Raw genomic sequence first — 23,703 nt, 5'->3', positions numbered from 1 at the left:
CTTCACGAGGGGGTTCTACTTATGCTTTTTTACGCAATTGATTACTAATCATCGCTAAATCATATGTTAAACAAATTGGCTTACAGTTTACTGGACATGGAACGATTTGAGCTTCAATCTCAAATACGTTACGAAGTGTTTCACTTGTCATAACTTCATCTGGCGTTCCTTGTTTCATTAACTTACCTGCTTTTAATGCAATCATATGATCTGAGAAACGAGAAGCGTGATTTAAGTCATGGATAACCATAACAATCGTTCTACCTTCTTCTTCATTTAACTTTTTCAATAAGTTTAATACTTCTAATTGATGAGCCATATCTAAGTACGTCGTTGGTTCATCCAATACAAGTAATTCTGTTCCTTGTGCAAGAGCCATTGCAATCCAAACACGTTGACGTTGACCGCCTGATAGCGCTTCTGCTGGACGATTCGCAAATTCTTTCATTCCTGTCACTTCAAGTGCCCAGTTAATGTAGCGATAATCCTCTTCTTTCAACGTGCCAAACCCTTTTTGATGAGGGAATCTTCCATATGACACAAGCTCAAATACAGTAAGACCCGTTGGCACTTCTGCAGTTTGTGGTAAAATCGCCATTTTCTTTGCAATTTCTTTCGTTGGCTGTTTCTCAATTGCTTTTCCGTCAAGATAAACAGTACCTTGCTTTGCCTTCAAAATACGAGACGCCGTTTTTAATAATGTGGACTTCCCACAACCATTTGGTCCAATAATTGTTGTAATTTTCCCTTCCGGAATTTCAACTGTTAACCCATCAATAATTAAACCTTCATTATAGCCAACAGATACCGCATCCACCGCTAAAGTTGCCATACGAAAAGCCTCCCTTTATTTTGTCCTCATAAGTAAATAAATGAAATACGGTGCACCAATTACAGAAATAACAAGACCGACTGGTATTTCTGAAGTTGTTAGTACACTTCTTGAAATTACGTCTGCGAATAAAAGTAAAAACGTTCCTATTAGCGCAGCTGTGGGCAACATAATTTGATGTTTACCACCAACAAGGCGCCTTGCTAAATGCGGGGCCATTAAACCGATAAAGCCAATTCCGCCGGCAACAGCAACAGATGCACCTGCTAAACAAACTGCAATAAATAATAATTTACGTCTTTCTTTTTCTACGTTTACACCAAGGCCAACTGCTGTAGAATCGCCTAGGTTCATTACATTTAATATGTGTGCTTTACTTATAGCAAGCGGTAAGAAAATAACCATCCATGGAAGTACACTTAATACGAATTTCCAATCTGTCCCCCATAGACTTCCCGCCAGCCAAATCGTAGCAAAACGAAAATCGTTAGATGTCATCTTCATAGAGAAAATTAAACTAACAGCTCCAAATCCAGCTGCAACGGCAATACCGACTAGTATTAATCGAGTCGATGAAACGCCGTCTTTCCATGCTAGTAAATAAATAATTACCGCTGCTAATATCGCTCCAACTAGTGCGAAGAATGGAAGAATGAATACAGATAAAAATGTACCAGTCCCTACTTTTCCGAAGAAGAAGTAGACGAATATAACAACTGTTAATCCCGCTCCAGCATTAATACCTATAATACCTGGATCAGCAAGCGGATTTCGTGATAAACCTTGCAAAATCGCGCCTGACATAGCTAAAGCAGAACCGACTAGTATAGCAATTACCATACGCGGCATACGGAATTCAAATAAAATAACAGACTGATCTTCAGCCCCTAGTCCAACCAATGACTTTAATACGTCCATTGGCGGGATTTTAAAAGTTCCTGTATTTAAACTAATAAGAAATATAGAAACGATTAGTCCTACTAAAATCGTTAATATAGAAATGTTCTTTTTTGTTAAGACACTCGTCCTCACATCTTTCCTCTCCCTTCATTACGTGCTAAGTAGAGGAAGAATGGAACCCCAATTAGCGCTGTAATTGCTCCAATTGGCGTTTCAAATGGCGGGTTAATAACGCGAGATAACATATCTGCACATTCAATTAACAGCCCACCTAAGACCGCAGAACATGGAATAACCCATCTATAGTCCGAGCCTACGAGGAAACGAGTCATATGCGGAATTACAAGACCAACAAATCCAACTGATCCTGCCATGGAAACTGCGGAACCCGTTAAAACAAGAACAAGTACTGTTCCGATAAATTTAATCAATGTCGTATTTTGACCAAGTCCAATTGCAATTTCTTCACCGAAGCTCAAAATTGTAATATATCTCGACATCATAATTGCGATAAAAAGACAAACAAGGCCAATTGGCACTAACATATTAATACTTTGCCATTTCACTCCAGCGACTCCGCCTGCATTCCACATACTCACCTCTTGGGCAAGATTGAAATACAATGCGATTCCAGATGAAATTGCCCCTAATAAAGCACTAATAGCTGCACCTGCTAAAGCTAATTTCACAGGTGTTAATCCACCTGGTGAAGAAGATCCAATTCCATATACAATGCTTGCACCAAACGCAGCTCCAATAAAAGATGCGATAACAAACATTAAATAAGGTGAATTAGGGAAAAATGCATACATAATTGCAATTCCAAATACAGCTCCATCTGTAATCCCCATTAACGATGGTGAAGCAAGTGGATTTCGCGTCATACCTTGCATAATTGCTCCTGATACCGCTAAAAAGGCACCTGCAACTACGCCCCCTATTGCTCTAGGCATGCGAAGCTCTTGAATTACGTTATGATGTGTAATAGATCCATCAAACTGAAATACAGCTTGCCATACAGTCTTTAAACTAATATCTGCAGCCCCAAAAGAAATAGAAACTGCCATGCTTAAAGCTAACAAAATTGTACCCGCTACTAAAATAATAGAAGCGATGAGCGGTCTGCTCTTAATCTCTTTAACATTCTCTTCTTGCTGTTCTATACTGCTTGCGCTCGCTTCCATCCCTCAACCATCCTAACCAACAACATATATTTATTGAAATGAAATTTATTCTCAAATAGTAATAAAAAAATTAGGTGAATTGTTATTTCCCTGATAATGATTCTCAGAATCAGACACTTCTATTCTACCTATCGCTTTAAAAGACTGTCAACCATTATTTTGAAATATAAATTTATATAAATTGGAATTTTAATACAAAAGTTATGTCCATCCTTTAGAAAACGTTCATCCACACAAGATTACTTTCGCAGAATAAACCATTCCTCTTATGGGCATAAAAAAAGAAGAGGAATCTTTTCACTCTTCTTTTTCTTACTTATTTAACTTTGCTTCAATTTTCACGATTAACTCATCTTCTGTTGGAGCCGCAACTGGACGGTTATTTACAAATGCGAATGATTTTTTACGACCAGGACCACAGTAAGACTGACATCCAACTTCAATCGTTGCACATGAATCTACTTTTTTTAGCTTCGGAACTAACGTTTTAACGTTCGTTGCCTGACAGTCATCGCACACGCGAAACTCGTTTCCCATTATATAACACTTCCTCTATTTTAAACTTTTCTCAAGTACATTTAAAAATAAACACTAAATGGTATTTTACCGCTCTTTGAAGCTCGTTGCAAGTTTCCCTACAAAGCCTATTCTCTACATATTGCTACATATTTATATGCTCTCCTACAGAAGCGCTCACCATTCATGGGAAAATTTTTACCTTTCATCGAAATCTACCATATTTTTAAAAGCTTTGTATAAAAGTTTATTTTTTTGCCCATTATAAAAATAGGAAGTTCATAAAAAGAAAGGGAGTTGAATCTATGAAAGTAAGACAAGATGCTTGGACAGATGAGGATGATTTATTACTTGCTGAAACGGTACTTCGTCATGTTAGAGAAGGAAGTACGCAATTAAATGCATTTGAGGAAGTAGGGGATCAGTTAAATCGTACATCTGCTGCTTGTGGTTTCCGCTGGAATGCTGTTGTTCGCTATAGCTATGAACAAGCTCTTCAACTAGCAAAAAAACATCGTAAAGATAAAATGCGTGCTGCAAGCGGTGAACAAGCGAAAAAACGTTTACTTTATACACCACCAGCTTCAGATTCGATAACTGATTATGAAGAATTAGTACAAGAAGAATCAATCGTACAATATAAAGAAGCTATTCCATATCAAGAATCTACTGCTCCTGCTGCAAGAAGCTCTATGACAATGCAAGATGTTATTTATTTTTTACAAACAGTCGGATCTTCAAATATAAAAGTGACAGCTCTTGAAAACGAGAATACGAGATTGAAACAAGAAATTAAAGCACAAATCCTTCGGAATGAGGAACTAGAAAAGAAACTAGAAAAATTAGAAAAGCAATCTCATACTGTACAAGAAGATTACGAAACACTTATGAACATTATGAACCGTGCTCGTAAATTGGCAGTCATGGATGACGAAGAACGTTCTCAAACATCTTTCCGAATGGACCGAAACGGTAATTTAGAAAAAATTGCAGAATAAGAAGGATGCATGTAATGCATCCTTTTTATTATTTCACCTCTAAGCTCCCCCTTTATATGTGAGAAAACTCCATTCTTCATTTTTTGCTATAATAGAGATTGTCATTTTAAAGATAAGGGGTTAGTTATATGAGCAATTCCCGTTCCATTTTATCTCAGCCAGAGTGGCGCATTGTAGATCAATCTAGTTTAGGACCAACATTCCATGCACTTCAGTCATTCGCAATGGATGACACATTATGCACAAGCATTGGAAATGGCAAGTCAGCCGCAACAATGCGTTCTTGGGTTCATCACAATACAATTGTCCTTGGCATTCAAGATTCACGCCTTCCACATTTAGAAGAAGGTATTTCTTTTTTAAAACAAAACAACTTCAATGTCATTGTTCGTAATTCTGGCGGGCTTGCGGTCGTGCTTGATGAAGGTGTTTTAAATGTATCACTTTTATTTCAAGAAACAGAAAAAGGTATCGATATCGATCTTGGATACGATACAATGTGGCATTTGATTAAGGAGATGTTAAAGGATTACGACGTTACTATCGAGGCAAAAGAAATTGTTGGCTCTTACTGTCCTGGTAGTTATGACTTAAGTATTCGCGATCAAAAATTCGCTGGTATTTCACAACGTCGTATTCGCGGGGGGGTCGCTGTCCAAATTTACCTCTGTGCTACCGGAAGTGGCTCTGAGCGTGCCGCACTCGTTCGTGATTTCTACAACCTAGCAATTCAAGGGGAAGAAACACGCTTTACGTACCCTGAAATTGTACCAAGTACGATGGCCTCACTCTCAGAATTACTTGGCGAAACCATTACAGTACAAGATTTAATGATGCGTCTTTTAAAAACATTGCAGCAATTCGCTCCAAAGTTAACAACATCTCAATTAACAATAGACGAGATTCCTTTATATGAGACGAATTTACAACGTATTATTGATCGTAATAATAAAGCACTTGGCTTAGAAAAATAAAGACCGTCGCTATAATAGCGACGGTCTTTATTTCAATTCATTATAGAATTAAAGTGCTTGAGCTGCTGTAATTAAAGCTAACTTGTACACTTCTTCTTCGTTACATCCACGAGACAGATCATTTACAGGCATGTTTAAGCCTTGTAAGATTGGTCCTACTGCTTCGAAGTTACCTAAACGTTGAGCGATTTTGTAGCCGATATTGCCAGCTTCTAAGCTTGGGAATACGAATACGTTAGCATCACCTTTAATTGTAGAACCTGGAGCTTTTTTCTCAGCTACAGATGGTACGAATGCAGCATCGAATTGGAATTCTCCATCTAAAGTTAACTCAGGAGCCATTTCTTTTGCAATGCGAGTTGCTTCTACAACTTTTTCTGTTTCTGGAGATTTCGCAGAACCTTTTGTAGAGAAGCTTAACATAGCAACACGTGGATCAATGCCGAATAACTCAGCAGTTTTCGCACTTTCGATACCGATTTCAGCTAAATCTTGGCTGTTTGGTGCAATGTTAATTGCGCAATCAGCGAATACATATTTCTCTTCTTCACGTACCATGATGAATACGCCAGAAGTTTTTGTAACGCCTGGTTTTGTTTTAATAATTTGAAGTGCTGGACGAACTGTATCAGCTGTAGAGTGAGCTGCACCACTTACTAAACCGTGTGCTTTGCCCATGTATACAAGCATTGTACCGAAGTAGTTTTCGTCTTTAAGGATTTTGCGAGCGTCTTCTTCAGTTGCTTTACCTTTACGGCGTTCAACGAAAGATGCTACCATTGCATCCATTTCTTCGTATGTAGCTGGGTCGTAAATATCAACGCCTGCTAATGTTAAATTCATGCTAGCAGCTTTTGCGCTAATTTCTTCCTTATTACCAACTAAGATTGGTTTTACTAACTCTTCTTTTGCTAAACGCTCTGCAGCGCCTAAAATTCTTTCATCAGTTCCTTCAGGAAGTACGATAGAAATGCCTTTTCCTTGAACTTTTTCTTTTACTGTTGTAAATAAGTTGCTCACGAATAAACCCTCCTACATATGTTAAAAAAACTCTATCTTTAAGAATACTGCTTTTCTTCTATATTTTAAACTTATAGCTCCCAAAAAATAGATAAAATAAAAATGATTATATTTTCATAAAATTCAGCCGTTAAATTCACCTTGCTTAAACACTTAAATGTGACAATTTTATGCGCCAAGGTTTTATATAGATGATTTTAAAACTATATATGCTATAGTTAACGTGTAAAACTATCATTAACTGAGGTGAATAGAATGAGTGAAGCAACAACAACGTTAGATGGCTGGTATTGTTTACATGATTTACGTTCTATTGATTGGGCTGCATGGAAAACATTATCTAGCGACGAACGCGGACAAGCAGTGTCTGAATTTTTAAATGTCGTTGAAAAATGGAACGAAGTAGCTACTGCGAAAAAAGGTAGTCACGCAATGTATACAGTTGTTGGCCAAAAAGCTGATATTATGCTTATGATTTTACGTCCAACAATGGAAGAGTTAAATGAAATTGAGACAGAATTGAATAAAACAACTTTAGCTGAATATATGGTTCCTGCATATTCTTACGTATCTGTTGTTGAATTAAGCAACTACCTTCCAGCTGATGAGGATCCATACCAAAACCCGCAAATTTTAGCTCGTTTATATCCTGAATTACCGAAAGCAAATCATATTTGCTTCTATCCAATGGATAAGCGTCGCCAAGGTGATGACAACTGGTACATGCTTCCTATGGAAGAACGTAAAAAAATGATGTACAGCCATAGTAAAATTGGTCGTCAATACGCAGGTAAAGTACGCCAAGTGATTTCAGGATCTGTTGGATTCGATGATTTCGAATGGGGCGTAACATTATTCGCTGACGATGTTCTTCAATTTAAGAAACTTATATACGAAATGCGCTTCGATGAAGTAAGTGCTCGTTATGGTGAATTTGGAACATTCTTCGTTGGAAACATTTTACAAGACGAAAAAGTAGAGAAATTTTTACACATATAAATGGTGAAAAGGAACGAAATTCGTTCCTTTTTTTATTCTTCTCTATATTTATCCTCAAAAATCTCCTTTTTTCTGCACTTTTGAAGAAAAACCAACATTTTTTCAAATTTCTTGTAAAATTGTAACCTTTTTATATGTAAAGATATGCTAAAATGATACGAGCTATATGCTAAATAACGATGCGAAGGTGATAATCTATATGAAAAAAATCTTGTCTATTTTACTATTGCTTGTATTGTCAATTTCTTCCTTAGGAGTAACAACATCCCATGCGGAAGAAAAAATACATATTGAGGCGGCGGCTGCACTTTTATTTGATGCAGATACAGGAAAAATACTTCACGAGCAAAATCCAGATGAATTGCTAGCTATTGCTAGTATGTCAAAATTAATTGTTGTTTACGCTGTTTTAGAAGCAATTAAAGAAGGAAAAATCACATGGGATACGAAAGTAAATATTTCTGATTACGCTTATGAAGTCTCTCGTAATAATGAATTCTCTAATGTACCGTTCGAAAAAGGACGTCAATATACTGTAAAAGAATTATATCATTCTATTGTTATATTCTCTGCAAATGGATCTAGTATTGCTTTAGCAGAACTTCTTGCAGGAAGTGAGAAAAACTTCTTAAATCTTGCAAATGAACATGCTAAAAAGCTAGGATTAAAGAAATATAAATTTGTAAACGCTACTGGCTTAAATAACGCTGACTTAAAAGGAAAACATCCTGAGGGTACTGATCCAAATGCAGAAAACTCTATGTCAGCTCGTGATATGGGTATGCTTTCAAAAGCAATGATTACAAAGTATCCAGAAATGCTAGAGGATACAAAACAAAGATTTAGAAACTTCCCAGACAATCACCCAAAACCAATTCGTATGGAAAACTGGAATTGGATGTTACCAGGAGCTGCTTTCGCTTATGAAGGTACTGATGGTTTAAAAACCGGAAGTTCTGATACAGCTGGATACGGATTTACCATTACTGCTAAACGTGGTGATGTACGTCTTATCTCGGTTATTATTAAAACAAAATCAATGGATGAACGTTTCACGGAATCTCGTGAATTAATCGAATATGGATTTAATAACTTTGAAAAACAAAAACTAAAAGTTAGTAAAAACAATACAATCTCTGTAGTAAAAGGGAAAGAAGACCAAGTAACTGTTGCACCCGAAAAAGAAATAACAGTAATTGCGAAAAAAGGTAGCAAAGAGCCTTATAAAATTGGAACTGAATTAGATAAATCTCTTTCTGAAGATGGACATTTAGTTGCTCCTATTAAGAAAGATACCAAAGTAGGCTCAATTACTTTAGAATCAACTGATAAATATGGTTTCTTAGACGGTAGTAAAAGTATGAAAGTTACTGCAAAAACGACAGAGGAAGTTGAAAAAGCAAATTGGTTTGTGTTAACAATGCGCTCTATTGGTGATTTCTTCTCAAACTTATGGTCTAAAGTTTTTTAATAAAAAAGCTGGCTCACGCTAGCTTTTTTTATTTTCCACTCTCAATGTAAAACTTCGTTTGGTTGTCATATCTGAGTCCTTTTCCTCATACGTATGAACTAGTAATTGTTACACACTTCATCTAGAGATAAAGTGAAACTTTAATCAGTGGGGGGATCCCCCGCTGATTATTAGTTGAACCAATCGGGCGTTTACGGGCAGTTTGATCTCCCATCTAATTTCTTTACTTCAACCAAATTTTAGGGCAGGAGTCTTACTGCCTGTTAATGCGGGATAAACCTCTTTCCAAAAGGTATTACAAAAAGAGAGGTGACACATAATGGGCGTTATTGCTTATAACGAAGAAGATGTAAAGTTGTTGGCTAGACTGATGCGTGCTGAAGCCGAAGGAGAAGGGCAACAAGGAATGTTAATGGTCGGAAACGTTGGGGTAAATCGTGTCCGCGGAAATTGTTTAGACTTTAAAAGCATTCGTAATTTACGTCAAATGGTTTATCAAAACCCCGGCGGTTTTGAAGCAACGCAAAAAGGATATTTTTATCAACGGGCACGCGAACAAGATATTGCCCTAGCGAGACGGACCATTCAAGGGCAACGTTTTTGGCCTGCCAACTTTGCCTTATGGTTCTTTAGACCTGAAGGTGCATGTCCACCAACTTGGTATAACCAACAAAACTCTGGTCGCTTTAAAAAGCACTGCTTCTTCCAGCCATCTGCTGGAGACTGCCCTAGCGTATATTAAGGAATAAAAATGAGGAGGGATTTTTGAATGGCACAGCAACAAAATCCGTACTATGGAACAGGTTTTTATCAACCATCTGGAACTTATGTACAACCGCAACAAATGACTCAACAACAGCAGCAAGCGATGCAACAACAAACAGCTCAAGCTGCGCAAGCTCAATATGCAATTTCTCAAGGCATGTTACCTCTAGAGCAATCCTATATTGAAAATATCCTTCGTTTAAACAAAGGTAAGCAAGCTACGGTTGTAATGACCTATGAACGTGGCAGTTCCCTTGGCACACAATCTTATACAGGTATTATTGAAGCAGCTGGCCGTGACCATATCGTTATTAGTGAACCGCAATCAGGAAAACGCTATTTACTACTAATGATCTACTTAGATTACGTAGAATTTCCAGAAGAAATTACGTATTTACCTAGTCAACAAGCAACTTATACTCCAAGACCATAAAAAAAGCTGGCAAATGCCAGCTTTTGTTTTTTATAATCCTTTTACAACTGCAGTCCCTACTAGAATCCACGCCACAATAAACGCTACACCACCAAGAGGTGTAATTGGACCAAAGAACTTAATACCTGTCGTACTTAATGCATACAAACTACCTGAGAACATAATAATTCCAGCTACCATTAGCCAACCAGCAGTAGTTAAAAGTGATGATTGAACCTTATCCATCAATAAAGCAACTACGAATAGTCCACCTGCATGAAACATTTGATATGTAACGCCTGTTTTCCACACTTCTAACATTTTTGCAGAAATTTTATTTTCTAAACCGTGTGCTCCAAAGGCCCCTAACGCAACAGATAGCCCCGCTGCAATACAACCTAGTAAAAAGAAAATTTTCATCTTAATTCCCCTTTTTTACCTTTATCATAAGCAATTTTTTCATATAAGCCAAACGATTTATCTTCTAAAAATCAAATAAAGAGTTACCGTTTGCATCACTTTCTTTTATATATACTGGCTCCCCAGAAACAGGTGCAATTGGTTGCATAGTTGTTACTGGTTGTGATTCAATTACTTGCGATGGAATTTGCGGTTCTCTATATGTAGATGTTTCAACTTGTTCATCTAATAATAAGTCACATAAAGCACGCACAACTAATAAATGTTCTTTTGACTTTTGTCCTTCACTACTTTTCGCCTTCGCAATTTCATTCGCCATTTTATTTAAAATCTTGCCGCTAGATATTTGCATTCCTTATCACCTCGTACTTTGTAATTCTTTCTCGAATTGTCCCAATTTCTCTACTGAACCAAATACTATTATCATATCACGTTCTTTCAATTTTTCCTGCCCTGCTGGATTATGTATAATATCCCCATTTCTTGAAATCGCTAATATTGTTACATCAAACTGATTCCTTACATTACTCTCTAGTAACGATTTACCAACTAATATTGAATCTTTTCCAACTAGAATTTCTTCAATGACAAATGACTGTTCTATTCCATACAACACTGTATCAATATAATGAACGGTTAATGGATTTGCAATACCTTTTGCGATATGAATACCTGCCATACTAGATGGATTAATAACCTTATTTGCACCGGCACGCCTTAATTTCTCTTCAGTTTCTGGCTTTTCAGATCTCGCCACAATTTTAATCGTATCGTTTAACCCTCTTGCTGTTAATGTAATAAATACATTTTCGGCATCATTTGCAACAATAGCAACTAAACCAGCTGCTTTTAAAATTCCGGCATTATGTAATACTTGATCTTCCGTTGCATCTCCATGTACAAATAAAAGCTTTTCCTGCTCCAATATACTTTCATCTTTATCAACAACGACAAATGGAATATTCTTTTCTTGCAATTCATGTACAACTTGAAGCCCCACTCTACCGCAACCACATACTATAATATGATTTTTCAACTGCGCTATTTGTTTATCCATCTTCTTCCTCCGTACTGCATGAAATAAATTCCCTTCAATAATCATAGCTGCCACTACCCCAATTGCATACGTAACAATACCTACGCCAACAGGAATAATAAGAAGCGCAAATACTTTCCCCGCTTGCGTTACAGGAACGGCATCTCCGTATCCAACAGTCAATACAGTAATCATTGTCATCCAAAATGCTTGAAACAAACTAATCTCTTCAATCGTCATAAATCCTATCGTTCCTAGAATTACAACAAAAGTCATACATATAACTGCTATCCATAATTGCTTACGTGCATTCATACCGTGTTTCAACTCTTTTCTCTATCTACAATCTTTGCCAGTGGAAATAAAATACGTATATACTAGATACGGAATCTATGAAAGAGGTTGATATAATGAAGACATTTCTTTCCGCCTTACAATGGGCACTATTTATTTTAGCTGGAAGCCTTATTGTACCAATTAGTGTCGCAACTAGTTATGGTCTTGATGGTGCTGAAGCTATCGCATTCGTACAAAGAACGTTATTTGTTCTAGGTTTTGCTGGTCTCTTGCAAGCTATATTTGGGCATAAACTTCCTATTCAAGAAGGTCCTGCTGGCCTTTGGTGGGGAATTTTCTCCCTTTACGCAAGTTTAGGCGTCGTGCTATTTGGATCAAGCAATGAGACACTTAAAGTTCTTCAATATGCTTTCTTATTAAGCGGTATTATTTGTATTATTCTTAGCGTTTTTGGACTTATTGATAAACTCGTTCGCTATTTTACACCGACAGTCATTGGAACGTATTTATTTCTTCTTGTCGCGCAGCTTAGTGGCTCCTTCTTAAAGGGAATGTTTGGCCTTGATGGAAAACATACAGAAGTACAACCTAACGTATTTATTCTTTCACTCATTGTTATTTTACTATCCTTTTTCATCATGAAGCTACCTATTATTGGACAATATTCCGTTCTTTTCAGTATCGTATGCGGCTGGATATTATTCGCAGGTTTCGGATTATCTAATCCAATAACACCAGTGACAGACATAATCCGTTTTCCATCCTTATTTGTTTTCGGAATGCCTCGTGTTGAATGGAACATGGTAATTACGGTCATTTTCGTTACACTCTTACTTCTAACAAATATGTTAGCAAGTATTCGCGTTGTACAAAAGGTTGTCTCTAAATATGAAGAAAACGCTGCATCAGATCGTTTTAAACAAGCTGGCATTATCACAGGAATCAACCAATTGCTAGGCGGCCTATTTTCAGCTATTGGGCCTGTCGCTATTTCTGGATCAGCAGGTTTTATTGCAACGACTAATATTTATAAACGTCTCCCGTTTATATTAGGGTCAAGCTTTATTATTGTCGTTAGTATATTTCCAAAGATTACTTCATTCTTTGCGGCAATCCCTGTTGCAGTTGGTTATGCCGCTATTTATCCTGTATTCGCAAGCATGATTGGTCTCGCCTTTCGAGAATACGAAACTGTCCAGGATAAAGAACGATTATTTAAAGTAGCCGGTCTTTCAATCTTTACAGGAGTCGGAGTTATGTTTGTTCCAGCAGGAGCATATTCCACACTTCCACCATTTCTAGCATCGTTTTTAAGTAATGGTCTCGTTCTTGGATCTGTAATGGCAATCTTGCTAGAAATACTATTTTCTCGTTCCGCTGCAAAACAAATATCTTAAATTGGAAAACTTCCATTATTGCACTCTACCTTTAGAGTTGTTACGATAAAATCAAACTTTAATCATTGGGGTTTTATTCTTCCCCAATGATTATTAACCAATATTATGAGCAACAACTCATAATAATTTATCTACTTCTTTTCAAAGAGGTTTGATGTCTTACTATTATTCCTCAACATCTTCATGAACATGTATTTTGATTTCAATTAAAGAAAGGAATTTTCTATATGACTTATAAAATGATTGTTTTAGATTTAGATGATACTTTATTACGTGATGACCATACTATTTCACCTCGTACGAAAGAAGCGTTAATGACTGCACAAGAGCAAGGTGTAAAGGTTGTACTTGCTTCTGGACGTCCAACGTTTGGTATGCGCAATGTAGCCAAAGAACTTCGTTTAGAAGAATACGGCAGTTTCATTCTATCTTTTAATGGTGCAAAAATTATTAACTGTAAAACAAACGAAGAAATCTTTAGTAGTACGCTATCTCCTGAAATCGTTCACAACCTATTTGAAATTAGTCAAACTGAAGATGTATGGATTCATACTTATATGGGCGATGATATCGTAACGGAAGAAAATAATCCTTATACTGAAATTGAGGGCGATATTACCGGTATGCCAATTGTTGTAGTAGATGACTTTAAAGCCGCAGTTAAAGAGCCTGTAGTAAAAGTATTAATGAATAAAGAGGCTGAACGCCTTGTTGAAGTTGAAAAGAAACTACAAAAACAACTAGAAGGCCAATTAAGCGTGATGCGTTCGAAACCATTCTTCTTAGAATTTACAGAAGCCGGTGTTACAAAAGGAACAAGCTTAAACAAACTGATTCAAAAGCTTGGCATTAAGCGTGAAGAAGTTATCGCAATGGGCGATAGCTATAACGACCAAGCAATGATTGAATTTGCTGGTCTTGGCGTTGCAATGGGCAATGCACCTGAGGATATTAAAGAAATTGCAAACTACGTAACAGATACAAATATGAACGATGGTGTTGCAAAAGTTGTAGAGAAATTCGTTTTAAAAACGGATGTACTTGTTTAATATTTTCATTCACAAAACCTATTTGAAGTCAAATACTTCAAATAGGTTTTTATTTAAATTCTCATGCTTTTGTGACTATATTTTGAACTTTGCACTATTCTCGTAGTGTAAACTTTCTTTTTGTATATAATGAAACAAAATAGACTATTTTATTTTGAAAAAGAATACAAATTTACTATATACAAGCATACGTTAAAGGAGGCTACTTTATGTTATCTACACCAATCGGACGATTAAGAGCAATTGGACTAGTTGAAGGTATTTCTTTCCTATTACTATTATTTGTAGCAATGCCATTGAAATATTTCGCAGGATTTGCAACAGCTGTTAAAATTACTGGCATGGCTCATGGTGTTCTATTTATTCTATTCATCTTTGCAGTAATTCAAGTAACAATCGTACACCGTAAATCAATTTTATGGGCACTTGGAGCATTCGTTTCATCAGTTATCCCATTTGGTACTTTTGTACTAGATGCAAAATTAAAGAACGAGCAACAATGATAATAAAAAGGTAGTTAACAACTGTTAACTACCTTTTCTATTTATAAATTTGGAATTTCCCAATCAATTTCTCTTTCGCCCATATTAGCTAAAATCGTATTTATTTTAGAATATGGCTTACTACCAAAGAAACCACGTCTTGCCGATAATGGGCTTGGATGTACAGATTCGATAATATGATGATTCGGATTCGTAATTAATTTCTTCTTCGCCTGCGCATGGCGCCCCCACAATATGAAAATAACTGGCTTTTCACGTTCGTTCAACAGTTCAATTACACGATCTGTGAAGTGCTCCCATCCTTTTCCCTTATGAGAATTTGCTTCGCCTTGACGAACTGTTAATACGGTATTTAGTAATAATACTCCTTGTTCCGCCCATTTTACTAAATAACCGTTATTCGGGATTTCATAACCATATTCATCTCGAAGTTCTTTATACATATTTAACAATGACGGTGGTGTTTTAACACCAGGTTGCACAGAAAAGCTTAAACCATGCGCTTGATTCGGTCCATGATATGGATCTTGCCCTAAAATGACAACCTTTGTATTTTCATAACTTGTATACTGAAGAGCGTTAAAAATATCTTCTACCTTCGGATAAACAACATGCGTGCTGTATTCTTCTGTCAAAAAACTGGATAGAGTAAGATAATACTCTTTCTCGAATTCTGGTGCCAATAGTGGCTCCCAATCATTCTTTAAAACATTTTCCATACTGTCACTTCCTGTCTAATTAATTCACCATATCCTGTCTTGTAAATACTACGAACGAAATAACAAGAGAAACAACTGCCCAAACAGTTAAATTCATCAAAGAAAATCCCATCGATAAACCTTGTAATGCAGGTAATTTTCCTGATAAATAATCCGTTAATGATAAATTCACACTAAAAATATATTTGGCGCCTTCCCAAGATGTTGCGAACGAGCTTAAAATACCGCCTGCAATTAATGCAGCTAGCATAACGCCCATACCAGCTGGTGTATTACGAATTAAAACAGAGACCATAAATGATATAGTTCCGACAACGATAGCAACAAACCATGCTAGTCCATACGCCATTAAGATGTATTGCCACTGCGGAATAAGATGCACAAAGTTCGTATTTAACGTTTCCTTATCAATGACGAATCCTGTTAAAACAGGTAAATTCCATCCCGAGTACCCAAATACAAGCCCTGATAATATGTAAGCAAACAAACCTACAAGAAACAGTATGAGCGAAATGAAAAATAACATCGTCACGTATTTACTAAGGAGTATTTTCCAGCGCCGAATCGGCCGCGTAAGTAACATCTTCATCGTCCCATCACTTCGTTCTCCTGAAACGATATCAATGGCGACAATCATTACGAGAAGCGGAATAAATAATGTAATTCCTTGTTCAATAAATGCTCTGACAAAAGTCGGTGCACCCGGTGCCATCGGATTAATATCATGATCTAAATAATATTGTTGTTGCTCAACTCTTACCTTTAACCAATCACGCCATTCTTCTGGCAACCTAGAATTGTTCAACCGGTTCTGAGAATCAACAATTTGCTGTTGCAATGAAACCTTCCAATCAGTTGTACCGAGTCTTTTTTGTGTCGTTTCTATTTCACGATACTGCGCATACACAAAAAGCGGGATCAAGATTGCTAAAATAAGCATGACAACAAAAATACGTTTCTTGCGGTAAATCTTTTCTGATTCATTTAAAACTAGATTCGCAAATTCACGCATGCTGCTCACCCCTTGTGAGTTCAATAAATAAATCTTCTAGCGTAAATACAAGCTCCTTAACGCTATGTACATCTATTTCATTTGCGACAAAGTGTTTATTCCAACTACTTATAGATGCAATATCCATGCGGCATAGTAATCGATCGCCTTCTACACTCACTTCCCTTACTTCTTCGGCCGCTTCTAGCATATCTTTCGCCTTAGAAATCGGTGTAACAATCCATTCTACACGATCACTTGCTGTTTTAATTAATTCTTCAACCTTGGCAACTGTTATCATCTTTCCTTTATGAATAATAGCAACGCGATCGCATATCATTTGCACTTCACTTAGCAAGTGGCTTGAAATAAACACGCTCATATTTTCTTCTTTTACAAGCTTATGTATAAATTCCCTAAGTTCTCTAATCCCTGCTGGATCTAAACCATTCGTTGGTTCATCTAATATGAGCAATTTCGGATTTCCAAGGAGCGCCTGCGCAATTCCAAGGCGTTGTTTCATACCAAGTGAGTACGTTTTTACCTTGTCATGAATTCTTTCATCTAAATGAACCATTTCAGCAATTTCAATAATACGTTCATCTGATATATCACCTAACATACGAGCAAATTGCTTTAAATTTTCCCATCCCGTTAAATATGTATACAACTCTGGGTTTTCAACGATACTCCCAATTTGACGCATCGCTTCTCTGAAATTTTCCTTAATCGAATAACCACCGATAGAAATCGTACCTTCTGTCGCCTTAATCAATCCGACTAACATTCGAATGGTAGTCGTCTTTCCAGCACCATTTGGTCCTAAGAACCCGAACACTTCTCCTTGCTTTACATCAAAGGAAATATTCTCTACAAGAGTCTTCTTTCCAATTACCTTCTTCAAGTCTCGTACGGAAAGTATCGTTGTCATTTTACCCCTCCTTGTTCTAGTTTTAATTTACTTACAACATTTTGAACTAAACGTTCTGCCATATACGTATAACCTACTTCGTTCGGATGAAAATGATCAGAGTATAATAAATCTTTCCCGCGGTTTTGGAATAAATCAAATGTCGGTGTAATATACACATTTTTATCGTTTAGCGCTAATTTCTCTAAAGATGCATTCCAGTCCACAACAATGTTTGAAGACCCTTTTAAATCTTCTACATCTTCAAAAGGATTGTATAAACCAAGCCAAAAAATCGGACTATCTGTATTTAATTTACGAATTTCTTCTATAATTTTCTTTGCTTCATTTTGAAACGTCTCTGTGTCAGGACGATACGTCTCTAAATCTATTTTCCCAAGTGATTCCCAGCCTGGGAACAAATCATTTCCACCAATCGTTAACACAATTACATCTGCTTGCTTAATTGAATATTGAGCGCCATTACTTTCAATTTGTTTTAATAAATCGGGCATTTTTGCACCACTAACTGCTAAATTTGTTAATGCAATTTTTTGCTTATAATCTTTTTGTAAATCCTCTTTCATTCGCCCAACATAGCCAATTCCTTCTTTATCACCAACGCCACGCGTTAATGAATCACCTAAACTAACGATTTGTAACGTTCCCGTTTTCTTTTTCTCTTTTGCCACTACATCGGTCTTTTTAATTAAATTTGAAGCTTTCGGATTTAATACATCATTTACACCTGAAACAAAGCCATATGCAAATAAACAGAAAGATGCAATTGTAATGAGTAGAATTACTTTTACTACTTTTGATCTCATATCAAAACCCCTTTTAGCCCTCATAGATTGTCCATAATTATACCAAACGAAATTTTGAAAAGCGATTTTCACACCTTCTCAATTATGTCGTTTCTCTATCTATTAACTCTGGTAATAACTCTATATGCTTCACATCTAATTTCTCTTCATTAATCTTTTCATATAATAATTCAAACGCTTTTACTCCAACGTTTTTACTAGAATGCGAAATCGTCGTTATACCCAATATATCTGCCACCTCTTGATCATCACACCCGATAATCGTAATATCCTCTGGAATACGAATTCCTTGTTTTTTTGCTTCTGTAACCATCCCCGCTGCAATATGGTTACAAGATACAAGGAACGCTGTCGGTTTTACTGACATATGAGCCCATTCTCTAATTACATTGCGTCCATCTTCCACTGTAAAACAACCTTCAAATTTCCAGGTCTCTAACGGTGTTACGATACTCTGTTGAAGCGAATCTTCATACGCCTTCTTTCGTCTTTGGCTATTAACACTATTACTTCTTCCAATACAATATCCAATACGTGTATGACCGGCATCTATTAAGCTTTTCATCCCACGTGAAAATACTTTGTAGTAATCGATATGTACACTTGAAATGCATTTTGAATCTATTTCTTCACACATAACAATCGGGCCGAATTTCGTATATTCTTCAAGCTTCTCCTTACTATTTGTCCGAGAACAAATAATAACCCCATCAAGCTTTTTCATTTTTAACATATTCAAAATTTCTAGTTCTCTTTCTTCACTATAATTCGTCTGGCAAAGCATCATATTATAATTATTCTTTGCTGTCTCTTTTGATATCCCCTCGATAATAGCGCTATAATATTGATCATTTACGTGTGGCAATAAAACGCCAATTACATTCGTTTTTCCTTTTACTAAATGAATTGCATTCACGTTTTGCGTGTAATTTAATTCTTCTATAATCGCTAAAATTTCTTTTCGTTTCTGTTCATTTACGTACGGATGATTATTTAGTACACGTGAAACAGTTGAAACAGATACTCCAGCAAGTTCAGCAATCTTTCTTATATTTGTCATCTCATTTTCCCCTTTTCACAAAAATTCTCCCTTGACCTGGTAAGCTTTCCACAATATATCCTTTCCTAGCAAATACATTTAGAAAGGATATACAACTATGCTTCGATTCAAATTAGAATATATATTTTTCATTGGCGGTTTACTCATTCTTGCCATCGGTATTAATATGATGACGACAATTACTTCCTTTGGACTTAGCCCTTATGATTCCTTCTTTATTGCACTATATCAAAATTTTGGGATAAGTATTGGTTTTTGGATTTTCATGATTAACTTTGCCTTTACACTTATCGTACTCTTTTGGAATAAAAAACAAATTACAATCGGTACAATTGTAACGATGGTTCTTATTTCTCTTTTTGTTGATTGGATTGGTTCCATTACAACTATTATGGACGCTATCCGCTCTCTTCCAAAATATATAACACTTATTTGCGGAAATCTATTCGTTGGAGCTGGAATTGGTCTTTACGTCTCTACAAACCTTTGTGCAGCGCCTCAAGAAGCTTTCGTTTTAACGGTTGCCGAGAAGAAAAAATGGACGTTTAGAAGAACAGAGATTTCATTAGCCTTTTTATTTTTAACGTTAAGCTTTTTATTAGACGGACCTATCTATTTTGGAACAATCATCTTATCCTTTACAACAGGCTGGATTATCCAAGCATTTATTCAAGTTGGTACGCAGATTTTAAATAGAAAAGAGCCTATTAAGCAAGCTGCTTAATAGGCTCTTTCTGTTTTATGGTAAGAGATACTACTTAGCATCCCCTTCAATTCGATAGTTCGCTTTCAAACAATCTATTTCTTCATACCCTTGCAACGTATGTAGAATATAATCATAATCAGCAAGAGACGCACGATGCGTTACAATTACAATTTCAGCCTTTCCTTTCTCTTCAAGCGGCATTTGAATAATTTTCTCAAAGCTAACTCCGCGCTCAGAGAACAATGAAGTAATTTTTGCAAATACACCAATTTCGTCTTTTACATGCAGTCTTAAAAACTTTTTCACGACAATTTCGTCTGGCTCTTTTAATACTTTTTGATATTGTGGGACTACAGCACTATTTCCTGTTACCCCTAATCTAATATTTTGCATTACAGCAACTAAATCCGAAACAACAGCTGTAGCTGTCGGTAAACTTCCTGCGCCTGGTCCATAAAACATCGTTTCCCCAACTGCTTCACCGTACACATACACAGCGTTATATTCATTTTGTACTGCTGCAAGAGGATGTGTATTTGGAAGTAAAGTTGGTTCAACTGTAACCTCCAATTTTTCACCATCTCGTTTTGCAAGACCGATTAATTTAATTGTATAACCTAAGCTCTTACTATATTCAATATCTTCCTCTGTAATAGAGGTAATACCTTTTACTTTCACATCTCCAAGCTCTACATTTGTAGAGAAACCGAGGGTAGCTAAAATCGTCATTTTTCTTGCTGCATCTAAACCTTCTACATCTGATGTTGGATCTGCTTCTGCAAATCCAAGTTGTTGGGCTTCTTTTAACACGTCGTTATATGCTCTCCCTTCGTCTGACATTTTCGTCAAAATAAAATTTGTTGTTCCATTTACAATTCCCATTACTTTCGTAATAAGATCTGAAGAAAGTCCTTCTACGATACTGCGTAAAATTGGAATTCCCCCTGCCACACTCGCCTCATAGAATAAATCAGCCTTATTATCTTTTGCTGTCGCTAATAATTCAGCTCCATGTAATGCCATTAAGTCTTTATTTGCAGTTACAACATGCTTTCCGCTTTTTAAAGCTTGTAAAATATATGATTTTGCATCATCAATGCCACCCATCACTTCAATAACAACATCAATATTTGGATTATCTAAAATTTCATTTGCATCTTGTGTTAATAGAGTAGAAGGTACCTCTACCTCTCTCTCTTTCTCAATGTTTTGCACTAATACTTTCGTTACCTTCACTGGACAACCTACTTGGTGTATGAGTCGTTCTTGATGATCCGTAATAATACGAACCACACCACTGCCAACTGTCCCAAGACCTAATAACCCAACTTGAATTTCTTTCATAGTACTGTCCACCCCTCAAAAATTGTGTTTAGATGAAATTATATGAGTAAAAAATCTGAAAAACAATGTATTTTGAACATTCGGAAAAATAAAGGTTAATCTTTACAAGGAAAACGTTGCCACGTGTTACACAATCTTTCTTTACAATATATAAGGGGTTTCTTGATACACGTAATAATTCAACCAATTAGAAAACAATAAATTACCATGACTCCTCCACCTAACAAGCGGCTTTTCATCTGGATTATTATGTTTAAAATAGTTTTTTGGCACATCAATATTTAATCCCTTGTCACGATCTCGTTCGTATTCTTGTTTTAACGTCTCACAACTATATTCGCTATGTCCAAGGGCAAACACTTGCCTTCCTTCTGGCCCAATAACAAGGTGAACACCTGCTTCTTCAGAGTTTGCTAACAATGTTAATTCTTTCACTCCTCTAATATCATTCTCTCGTACTTCTGTATGACGAGAATGCGGAGCAAAAAACAATTCATCAAATCCTTGTAATAATTTCACATGTTGCTCGCAAACTTCATGTTCAAATACACCGAACACTTTTTCCTTAAGGGGATACTTTGGAACACCATAATGATAGTACAAGCCAGCCTGTGCCCCCCAGCAAATATGGAGCGTAGATGTTACATTCGTCTTTGAATACTCCATAATATGTTTAAGCTCTTCCCAATAATCTACCTCTTCAAAAGCAAGGGTCTCCACTGGCGCTCCTGTAATAATGAGCCCATCAAACTTTTCATTTTCAATATCACGAAACGTTTTATAAAAGCTTGTTAAATGTTCTTGCGTTACATTACGCGATAGATGTGATTCCATATGAAGCAAATGAACATCTAATTGTAACGGTGTGTTTCCAATTAAGCGAAGTAATTGCGCCTCTGTATCTTGTTTCGTTGGCATTAAATTTAATATAGCAATTTTTAAAGCACGTATATCTTGTGTTTCTGCCCGCTCCTTCGTCATTACAAAAATATTTTCTTTTTGCAACACTTTGCGAGCCGGTAAATCTTTATCAATTATGATCGGCATGTGTTTTGCCTCCAACTAGAGCTGCTTCCAAATCTGCAATAATATCAGAAACATCTTCTATACCAACCGATAAACGAATTAAATCAGATGTAACACCCGCTAAACGCTGATCTTCAGCATTTAATTGTCTATGCGTCGTACTAGCAGGATGTATAACGCAAGTTCGTGCATCAGCTACGTGCGTTACAAGAGTTGCTAGTTTTACATTTGCGATAAATTCTTTTGCTGCTTCTAATCCGCCTTTAATACCGAAAGTTAAAACACCACTAGCACCTTTTTTCAAGTACTGTTGTGCTAATGAGTAATTTTCATTACTATCTAAGCCTGGATAATTCACCCATTCAATACGTTCATGATTAGCAAGCCACTTAGCAACTGCAAGAGCATTTTCACTATGACGTTCCATTCGTAAATGCAATGTTTCTAAGCCAATATTGCTAATATATGCATTGAATGGACTCATACAATTTCCATAATCTCTTAATATCTGAACACGTGCTTTCACAATATACGCTGCTGCACCAAAGTTTTGAACGTAACTTACACCGTGATAACTTGGATCTGGTTCAACAAGTTCAGGATACTTTCCATTTGTCCAATCAAAGTTTCCACCGTCAATTACAATACCGCCTAAGGAGCTCGCATGCCCATCGATATACTTCGTCGTAGAATGAACAATAATATTTGCCCCATGTTCAAACGCCTGGCATAAATAAGGAGTTGCTAATGTATTATCAACGATAAAAGGTACCTCTAATTCTTTAGCGGCAGCTGAAAATTCTTTAAAATTTAAAACATTCATCGCTGGATTTCCTAACGATTCTGCATAGATAAGTTTCGTGTTGTCATTAGCAAGCGCCGTGATTTCATCTGCCGTTAAATTTGGATTAAAGAACGTAACATCAATGCCAAGCTTACGTAAACTCACCCCAAATAAATTAAACGTTCCCCCGTAAACAGTTGAAGAGCAAAGTAAATGGTCTCCACTACTACAAATATTTAAAACTGCGAGCATAATAGCTGCTTGCCCAGAAGCCGTTGCAACAGCTCCTACACCGCCTTCTAAATCTGATAACTTCTGCTCAAATGCTGCTAGAGTAGGGTTTCCAATACGTGTATAAATATATCCTTCTGCCTCTAAGTTAAATAGAGCTGCTAAATCATCCGAAGTATCGTATTTATACGTTGTGCTTTGATAAAGTGGTAAAACACGTGGTTCACCATTCCTTGGCGTATAGCCACCTTGCACACAAATTGTTCCTTTTCCCCATGATTCTCCCATCTCTCATTCTCCTTTCTTTTATACAAAATAAAAAACTGCCCCTT

General features: G+C 36.5%; 26 protein-coding genes. 10 read left to right on the top strand and 16 right to left on the bottom strand.

Annotated elements, in window-relative coordinates:
• Window positions 1-19 precede the first annotated feature (19 nt).
• The 4 genes from DN404_RS02900 to DN404_RS02885 form a co-directional block, all read right to left on the bottom strand.
• Window positions 20-832 (bottom strand): ABC transporter ATP-binding protein, encoded by an 813-nt coding sequence (locus tag DN404_RS02900; RefSeq protein ID WP_000212068.1) that lies wholly within the window; start codon window positions 830-832, stop codon window positions 20-22.
• 15 nt (window positions 833-847) lie between these two features.
• Window positions 848-1,864 carry a FecCD family ABC transporter permease gene (locus DN404_RS02895; protein ID WP_001260757.1) on the bottom strand — a complete coding sequence of 339 codons (1,017 nt, stop codon included), beginning with the start codon at window positions 1,862-1,864 and terminating at the stop codon, window positions 848-850.
• A complete protein-coding gene (locus tag DN404_RS02890; protein ID WP_000388294.1) occupies window positions 1,861-2,916 on the bottom strand; it encodes a FecCD family ABC transporter permease in 1,056 nt (351 codons plus the stop codon). Before DN404_RS02890 ends, DN404_RS02895 begins: the two co-directional genes overlap by 4 nt.
• Before the next feature lie 312 nt (window positions 2,917-3,228).
• Window positions 3,229-3,453, bottom strand: a complete 225-nt coding sequence (locus DN404_RS02885; protein ID WP_000526079.1) for a YuzB family protein — start codon at window positions 3,451-3,453, stop codon at window positions 3,229-3,231.
• 284 nt (window positions 3,454-3,737) lie between these two features.
• On the opposite strand from DN404_RS02885, the gene DN404_RS02880 reads away from it, so the two are divergent.
• Window positions 3,738-4,430 (top strand): RsfA family transcriptional regulator, encoded by a 693-nt coding sequence (locus tag DN404_RS02880; RefSeq protein WP_000868358.1) that lies wholly within the window; start codon window positions 3,738-3,740, stop codon window positions 4,428-4,430.
• A 128-nt stretch (window positions 4,431-4,558) separates the two neighbouring features.
• Complete coding sequence (gene lipL, locus DN404_RS02875) at window positions 4,559-5,404, top strand: octanoyl-[GcvH]:protein N-octanoyltransferase (protein WP_000071951.1); 846 nt, start codon at window positions 4,559-4,561, stop codon at window positions 5,402-5,404.
• 48 nt (window positions 5,405-5,452) lie between these two features.
• Here the strand turns inward: lipL and pta are convergent, their stop codons facing one another.
• A complete protein-coding gene (pta, locus tag DN404_RS02870) occupies window positions 5,453-6,424 on the bottom strand; it encodes a phosphate acetyltransferase (RefSeq protein WP_000067215.1) in 972 nt (323 codons plus the stop codon).
• Between the two features lie 255 nt (window positions 6,425-6,679).
• Here pta and hemQ point away from each other — a divergent pair, with 255 nt between their 5' ends.
• From hemQ to gerQ, 4 genes are all read left to right on the top strand, one after another.
• On the top strand, window positions 6,680-7,423 hold the full coding sequence (gene hemQ / locus DN404_RS02865; RefSeq protein WP_001287598.1) for a hydrogen peroxide-dependent heme synthase: 744 nt from the start codon (window positions 6,680-6,682) through the stop codon (window positions 7,421-7,423).
• Between the two features lie 199 nt (window positions 7,424-7,622).
• Complete coding sequence (locus tag DN404_RS02860) at window positions 7,623-8,894, top strand: serine hydrolase (protein ID WP_025709658.1); 1,272 nt, start codon at window positions 7,623-7,625, stop codon at window positions 8,892-8,894.
• Window positions 8,895-9,213: 319 nt separating this feature from the next.
• Window positions 9,214-9,636, top strand: coding sequence for a cell wall hydrolase CwlJ (gene cwlJ, locus DN404_RS02855; RefSeq protein WP_000538167.1), 423 nt, complete (start codon window positions 9,214-9,216; stop codon window positions 9,634-9,636).
• A 27-nt stretch (window positions 9,637-9,663) separates the two neighbouring features.
• Complete coding sequence (gerQ, locus tag DN404_RS02850; RefSeq protein ID WP_000068652.1) at window positions 9,664-10,092, top strand: spore coat protein GerQ; 429 nt, start codon at window positions 9,664-9,666, stop codon at window positions 10,090-10,092.
• Window positions 10,093-10,122: 30 nt separating this feature from the next.
• Here the strand turns inward: gerQ and DN404_RS02845 are convergent, their stop codons facing one another.
• From DN404_RS02845 to DN404_RS02835, 3 genes are all read right to left on the bottom strand, one after another.
• A complete protein-coding gene (locus tag DN404_RS02845) occupies window positions 10,123-10,491 on the bottom strand; it encodes a DUF423 domain-containing protein (protein ID WP_000688315.1) in 369 nt (122 codons plus the stop codon).
• A gap of 64 nt (window positions 10,492-10,555) precedes the next feature.
• Window positions 10,556-10,843, bottom strand: coding sequence for a YwdI family protein (locus DN404_RS02840; RefSeq protein WP_025709656.1), 288 nt, complete (start codon window positions 10,841-10,843; stop codon window positions 10,556-10,558).
• 6 nt (window positions 10,844-10,849) lie between these two features.
• Window positions 10,850-11,842: a potassium channel family protein gene (locus DN404_RS02835; RefSeq protein ID WP_000993980.1), complete on the bottom strand. Its 993-nt coding sequence runs from the start codon at window positions 11,840-11,842 to the stop codon at window positions 10,850-10,852.
• 95 nt (window positions 11,843-11,937) lie between these two features.
• Here DN404_RS02835 and DN404_RS02830 point away from each other — a divergent pair, with 95 nt between their 5' ends.
• The 3 genes from DN404_RS02830 to DN404_RS02820 all read left to right on the top strand — a co-directional run bounded on the left by DN404_RS02830 (window position 11,938) and on the right by DN404_RS02820 (window position 14,773).
• The gene (locus DN404_RS02830; RefSeq protein WP_149214713.1) at window positions 11,938-13,221 is read left to right on the top strand and encodes a purine/pyrimidine permease; all 1,284 of its coding nucleotides are present in this window, start codon (window positions 11,938-11,940) and stop codon (window positions 13,219-13,221) included.
• A 227-nt stretch (window positions 13,222-13,448) separates the two neighbouring features.
• Window positions 13,449-14,270, top strand: coding sequence for a Cof-type HAD-IIB family hydrolase (locus tag DN404_RS02825; RefSeq protein ID WP_000221397.1), 822 nt, complete (start codon window positions 13,449-13,451; stop codon window positions 14,268-14,270).
• Window positions 14,271-14,479: 209 nt separating this feature from the next.
• Complete coding sequence (locus DN404_RS02820) at window positions 14,480-14,773, top strand: DUF3817 domain-containing protein (protein WP_000953396.1); 294 nt, start codon at window positions 14,480-14,482, stop codon at window positions 14,771-14,773.
• Between the two features lie 41 nt (window positions 14,774-14,814).
• On the opposite strand, the gene DN404_RS02815 is transcribed toward DN404_RS02820, so the two are convergent.
• From DN404_RS02815 to DN404_RS02795, 5 genes are read right to left on the bottom strand one after another with little or no spacing between them, the layout of a single operon-like run.
• The gene (locus tag DN404_RS02815; protein WP_000432519.1) at window positions 14,815-15,492 is read right to left on the bottom strand and encodes a uracil-DNA glycosylase; all 678 of its coding nucleotides are present in this window, start codon (window positions 15,490-15,492) and stop codon (window positions 14,815-14,817) included.
• 19 nt (window positions 15,493-15,511) lie between these two features.
• Window positions 15,512-16,504, bottom strand: coding sequence for an ABC transporter permease subunit (locus tag DN404_RS02810; RefSeq protein WP_001206477.1), 993 nt, complete (start codon window positions 16,502-16,504; stop codon window positions 15,512-15,514).
• Window positions 16,497-17,414, bottom strand: a complete 918-nt coding sequence (locus DN404_RS02805) for an ABC transporter ATP-binding protein (RefSeq protein ID WP_000207717.1) — start codon at window positions 17,412-17,414, stop codon at window positions 16,497-16,499. Before DN404_RS02805 ends, DN404_RS02810 begins: the two co-directional genes overlap by 8 nt.
• Window positions 17,411-18,292, bottom strand: coding sequence for an SGNH/GDSL hydrolase family protein (locus DN404_RS02800; protein ID WP_002022849.1), 882 nt, complete (start codon window positions 18,290-18,292; stop codon window positions 17,411-17,413). Before DN404_RS02800 ends, DN404_RS02805 begins: the two co-directional genes overlap by 4 nt.
• Before the next feature lie 10 nt (window positions 18,293-18,302).
• A complete protein-coding gene (locus DN404_RS02795; protein ID WP_000181975.1) occupies window positions 18,303-19,280 on the bottom strand; it encodes a LacI family DNA-binding transcriptional regulator in 978 nt (325 codons plus the stop codon).
• A gap of 97 nt (window positions 19,281-19,377) precedes the next feature.
• Here DN404_RS02795 and DN404_RS02790 point away from each other — a divergent pair, with 97 nt between their 5' ends.
• Window positions 19,378-20,004, top strand: a complete 627-nt coding sequence (locus tag DN404_RS02790; protein WP_000943411.1) for a YczE/YyaS/YitT family protein — start codon at window positions 19,378-19,380, stop codon at window positions 20,002-20,004.
• A gap of 30 nt (window positions 20,005-20,034) precedes the next feature.
• Here the strand turns inward: DN404_RS02790 and DN404_RS02785 are convergent, their stop codons facing one another.
• The 3 genes from DN404_RS02785 to DN404_RS02775 form a co-directional block, all read right to left on the bottom strand.
• Window positions 20,035-21,330: a homoserine dehydrogenase gene (locus tag DN404_RS02785; protein ID WP_000659109.1), complete on the bottom strand. Its 1,296-nt coding sequence runs from the start codon at window positions 21,328-21,330 to the stop codon at window positions 20,035-20,037.
• Window positions 21,331-21,471: 141 nt separating this feature from the next.
• A complete protein-coding gene (gene metA / locus DN404_RS02780) occupies window positions 21,472-22,377 on the bottom strand; it encodes a homoserine O-acetyltransferase MetA (RefSeq protein ID WP_001121540.1) in 906 nt (301 codons plus the stop codon).
• A complete protein-coding gene (locus DN404_RS02775; RefSeq protein WP_049106883.1) occupies window positions 22,361-23,659 on the bottom strand; it encodes a bifunctional O-acetylhomoserine aminocarboxypropyltransferase/cysteine synthase in 1,299 nt (432 codons plus the stop codon). The genes metA and DN404_RS02775 overlap by 17 nt, the downstream gene beginning before the upstream one ends.
• Between the last annotated feature and the right edge of the window lie 44 nt (window positions 23,660-23,703).

Source organism: Bacillus sp. TE8-1, assembly GCF_008368855.1.
In the GTDB taxonomy this organism is placed as follows: domain Bacteria; phylum Bacillota; class Bacilli; order Bacillales; family Bacillaceae_G; genus Bacillus_A; species Bacillus_A cereus.
The sequence above is the reverse complement of the archived record's forward strand: the minus strand, read 5'-3'. Positions and strand labels throughout refer to the sequence as shown.

Coding starts and splice junctions, on each gene's coding strand:
- DN404_RS02900 (WP_000212068.1), bottom strand. CDS start 832: ATGGCAACTTTAGCGGTGGATGCGGTATCTGTTGGCTATAATGAAGGT.
- DN404_RS02890 (WP_000388294.1), bottom strand. CDS start 2,916: ATGGAAGCGAGCGCAAGCAGTATAGAACAGCAAGAAGAGAATGTTAAA.
- DN404_RS02885 (WP_000526079.1), bottom strand. CDS start 3,453: ATGGGAAACGAGTTTCGCGTGTGCGATGACTGTCAGGCAACGAACGTT.
- DN404_RS02880 (WP_000868358.1), top strand. CDS start 3,738: ATGAAAGTAAGACAAGATGCTTGGACAGATGAGGATGATTTATTACTT.
- lipL (WP_000071951.1), top strand. CDS start 4,559: ATGAGCAATTCCCGTTCCATTTTATCTCAGCCAGAGTGGCGCATTGTA.
- hemQ (WP_001287598.1), top strand. CDS start 6,680: ATGAGTGAAGCAACAACAACGTTAGATGGCTGGTATTGTTTACATGAT.
- DN404_RS02860 (WP_025709658.1), top strand. CDS start 7,623: ATGAAAAAAATCTTGTCTATTTTACTATTGCTTGTATTGTCAATTTCT.
- cwlJ (WP_000538167.1), top strand. CDS start 9,214: ATGGGCGTTATTGCTTATAACGAAGAAGATGTAAAGTTGTTGGCTAGA.
- gerQ (WP_000068652.1), top strand. CDS start 9,664: ATGGCACAGCAACAAAATCCGTACTATGGAACAGGTTTTTATCAACCA.
- DN404_RS02845 (WP_000688315.1), bottom strand. CDS start 10,491: ATGAAAATTTTCTTTTTACTAGGTTGTATTGCAGCGGGGCTATCTGTT.
- DN404_RS02840 (WP_025709656.1), bottom strand. CDS start 10,843: ATGCAAATATCTAGCGGCAAGATTTTAAATAAAATGGCGAATGAAATT.
- DN404_RS02835 (WP_000993980.1), bottom strand. CDS start 11,842: ATGAATGCACGTAAGCAATTATGGATAGCAGTTATATGTATGACTTTT.
- DN404_RS02830 (WP_149214713.1), top strand. CDS start 11,938: ATGAAGACATTTCTTTCCGCCTTACAATGGGCACTATTTATTTTAGCT.
- DN404_RS02825 (WP_000221397.1), top strand. CDS start 13,449: ATGACTTATAAAATGATTGTTTTAGATTTAGATGATACTTTATTACGT.
- DN404_RS02820 (WP_000953396.1), top strand. CDS start 14,480: ATGTTATCTACACCAATCGGACGATTAAGAGCAATTGGACTAGTTGAA.
- DN404_RS02815 (WP_000432519.1), bottom strand. CDS start 15,492: ATGGAAAATGTTTTAAAGAATGATTGGGAGCCACTATTGGCACCAGAA.
- DN404_RS02810 (WP_001206477.1), bottom strand. CDS start 16,504: ATGCGTGAATTTGCGAATCTAGTTTTAAATGAATCAGAAAAGATTTAC.
- DN404_RS02805 (WP_000207717.1), bottom strand. CDS start 17,414: ATGACAACGATACTTTCCGTACGAGACTTGAAGAAGGTAATTGGAAAG.
- DN404_RS02795 (WP_000181975.1), bottom strand. CDS start 19,280: ATGACAAATATAAGAAAGATTGCTGAACTTGCTGGAGTATCTGTTTCA.
- DN404_RS02790 (WP_000943411.1), top strand. CDS start 19,378: ATGCTTCGATTCAAATTAGAATATATATTTTTCATTGGCGGTTTACTC.
- DN404_RS02785 (WP_000659109.1), bottom strand. CDS start 21,330: ATGAAAGAAATTCAAGTTGGGTTATTAGGTCTTGGGACAGTTGGCAGT.
- metA (WP_001121540.1), bottom strand. CDS start 22,377: ATGCCGATCATAATTGATAAAGATTTACCGGCTCGCAAAGTGTTGCAA.
- DN404_RS02775 (WP_049106883.1), bottom strand. CDS start 23,659: ATGGGAGAATCATGGGGAAAAGGAACAATTTGTGTGCAAGGTGGCTAT.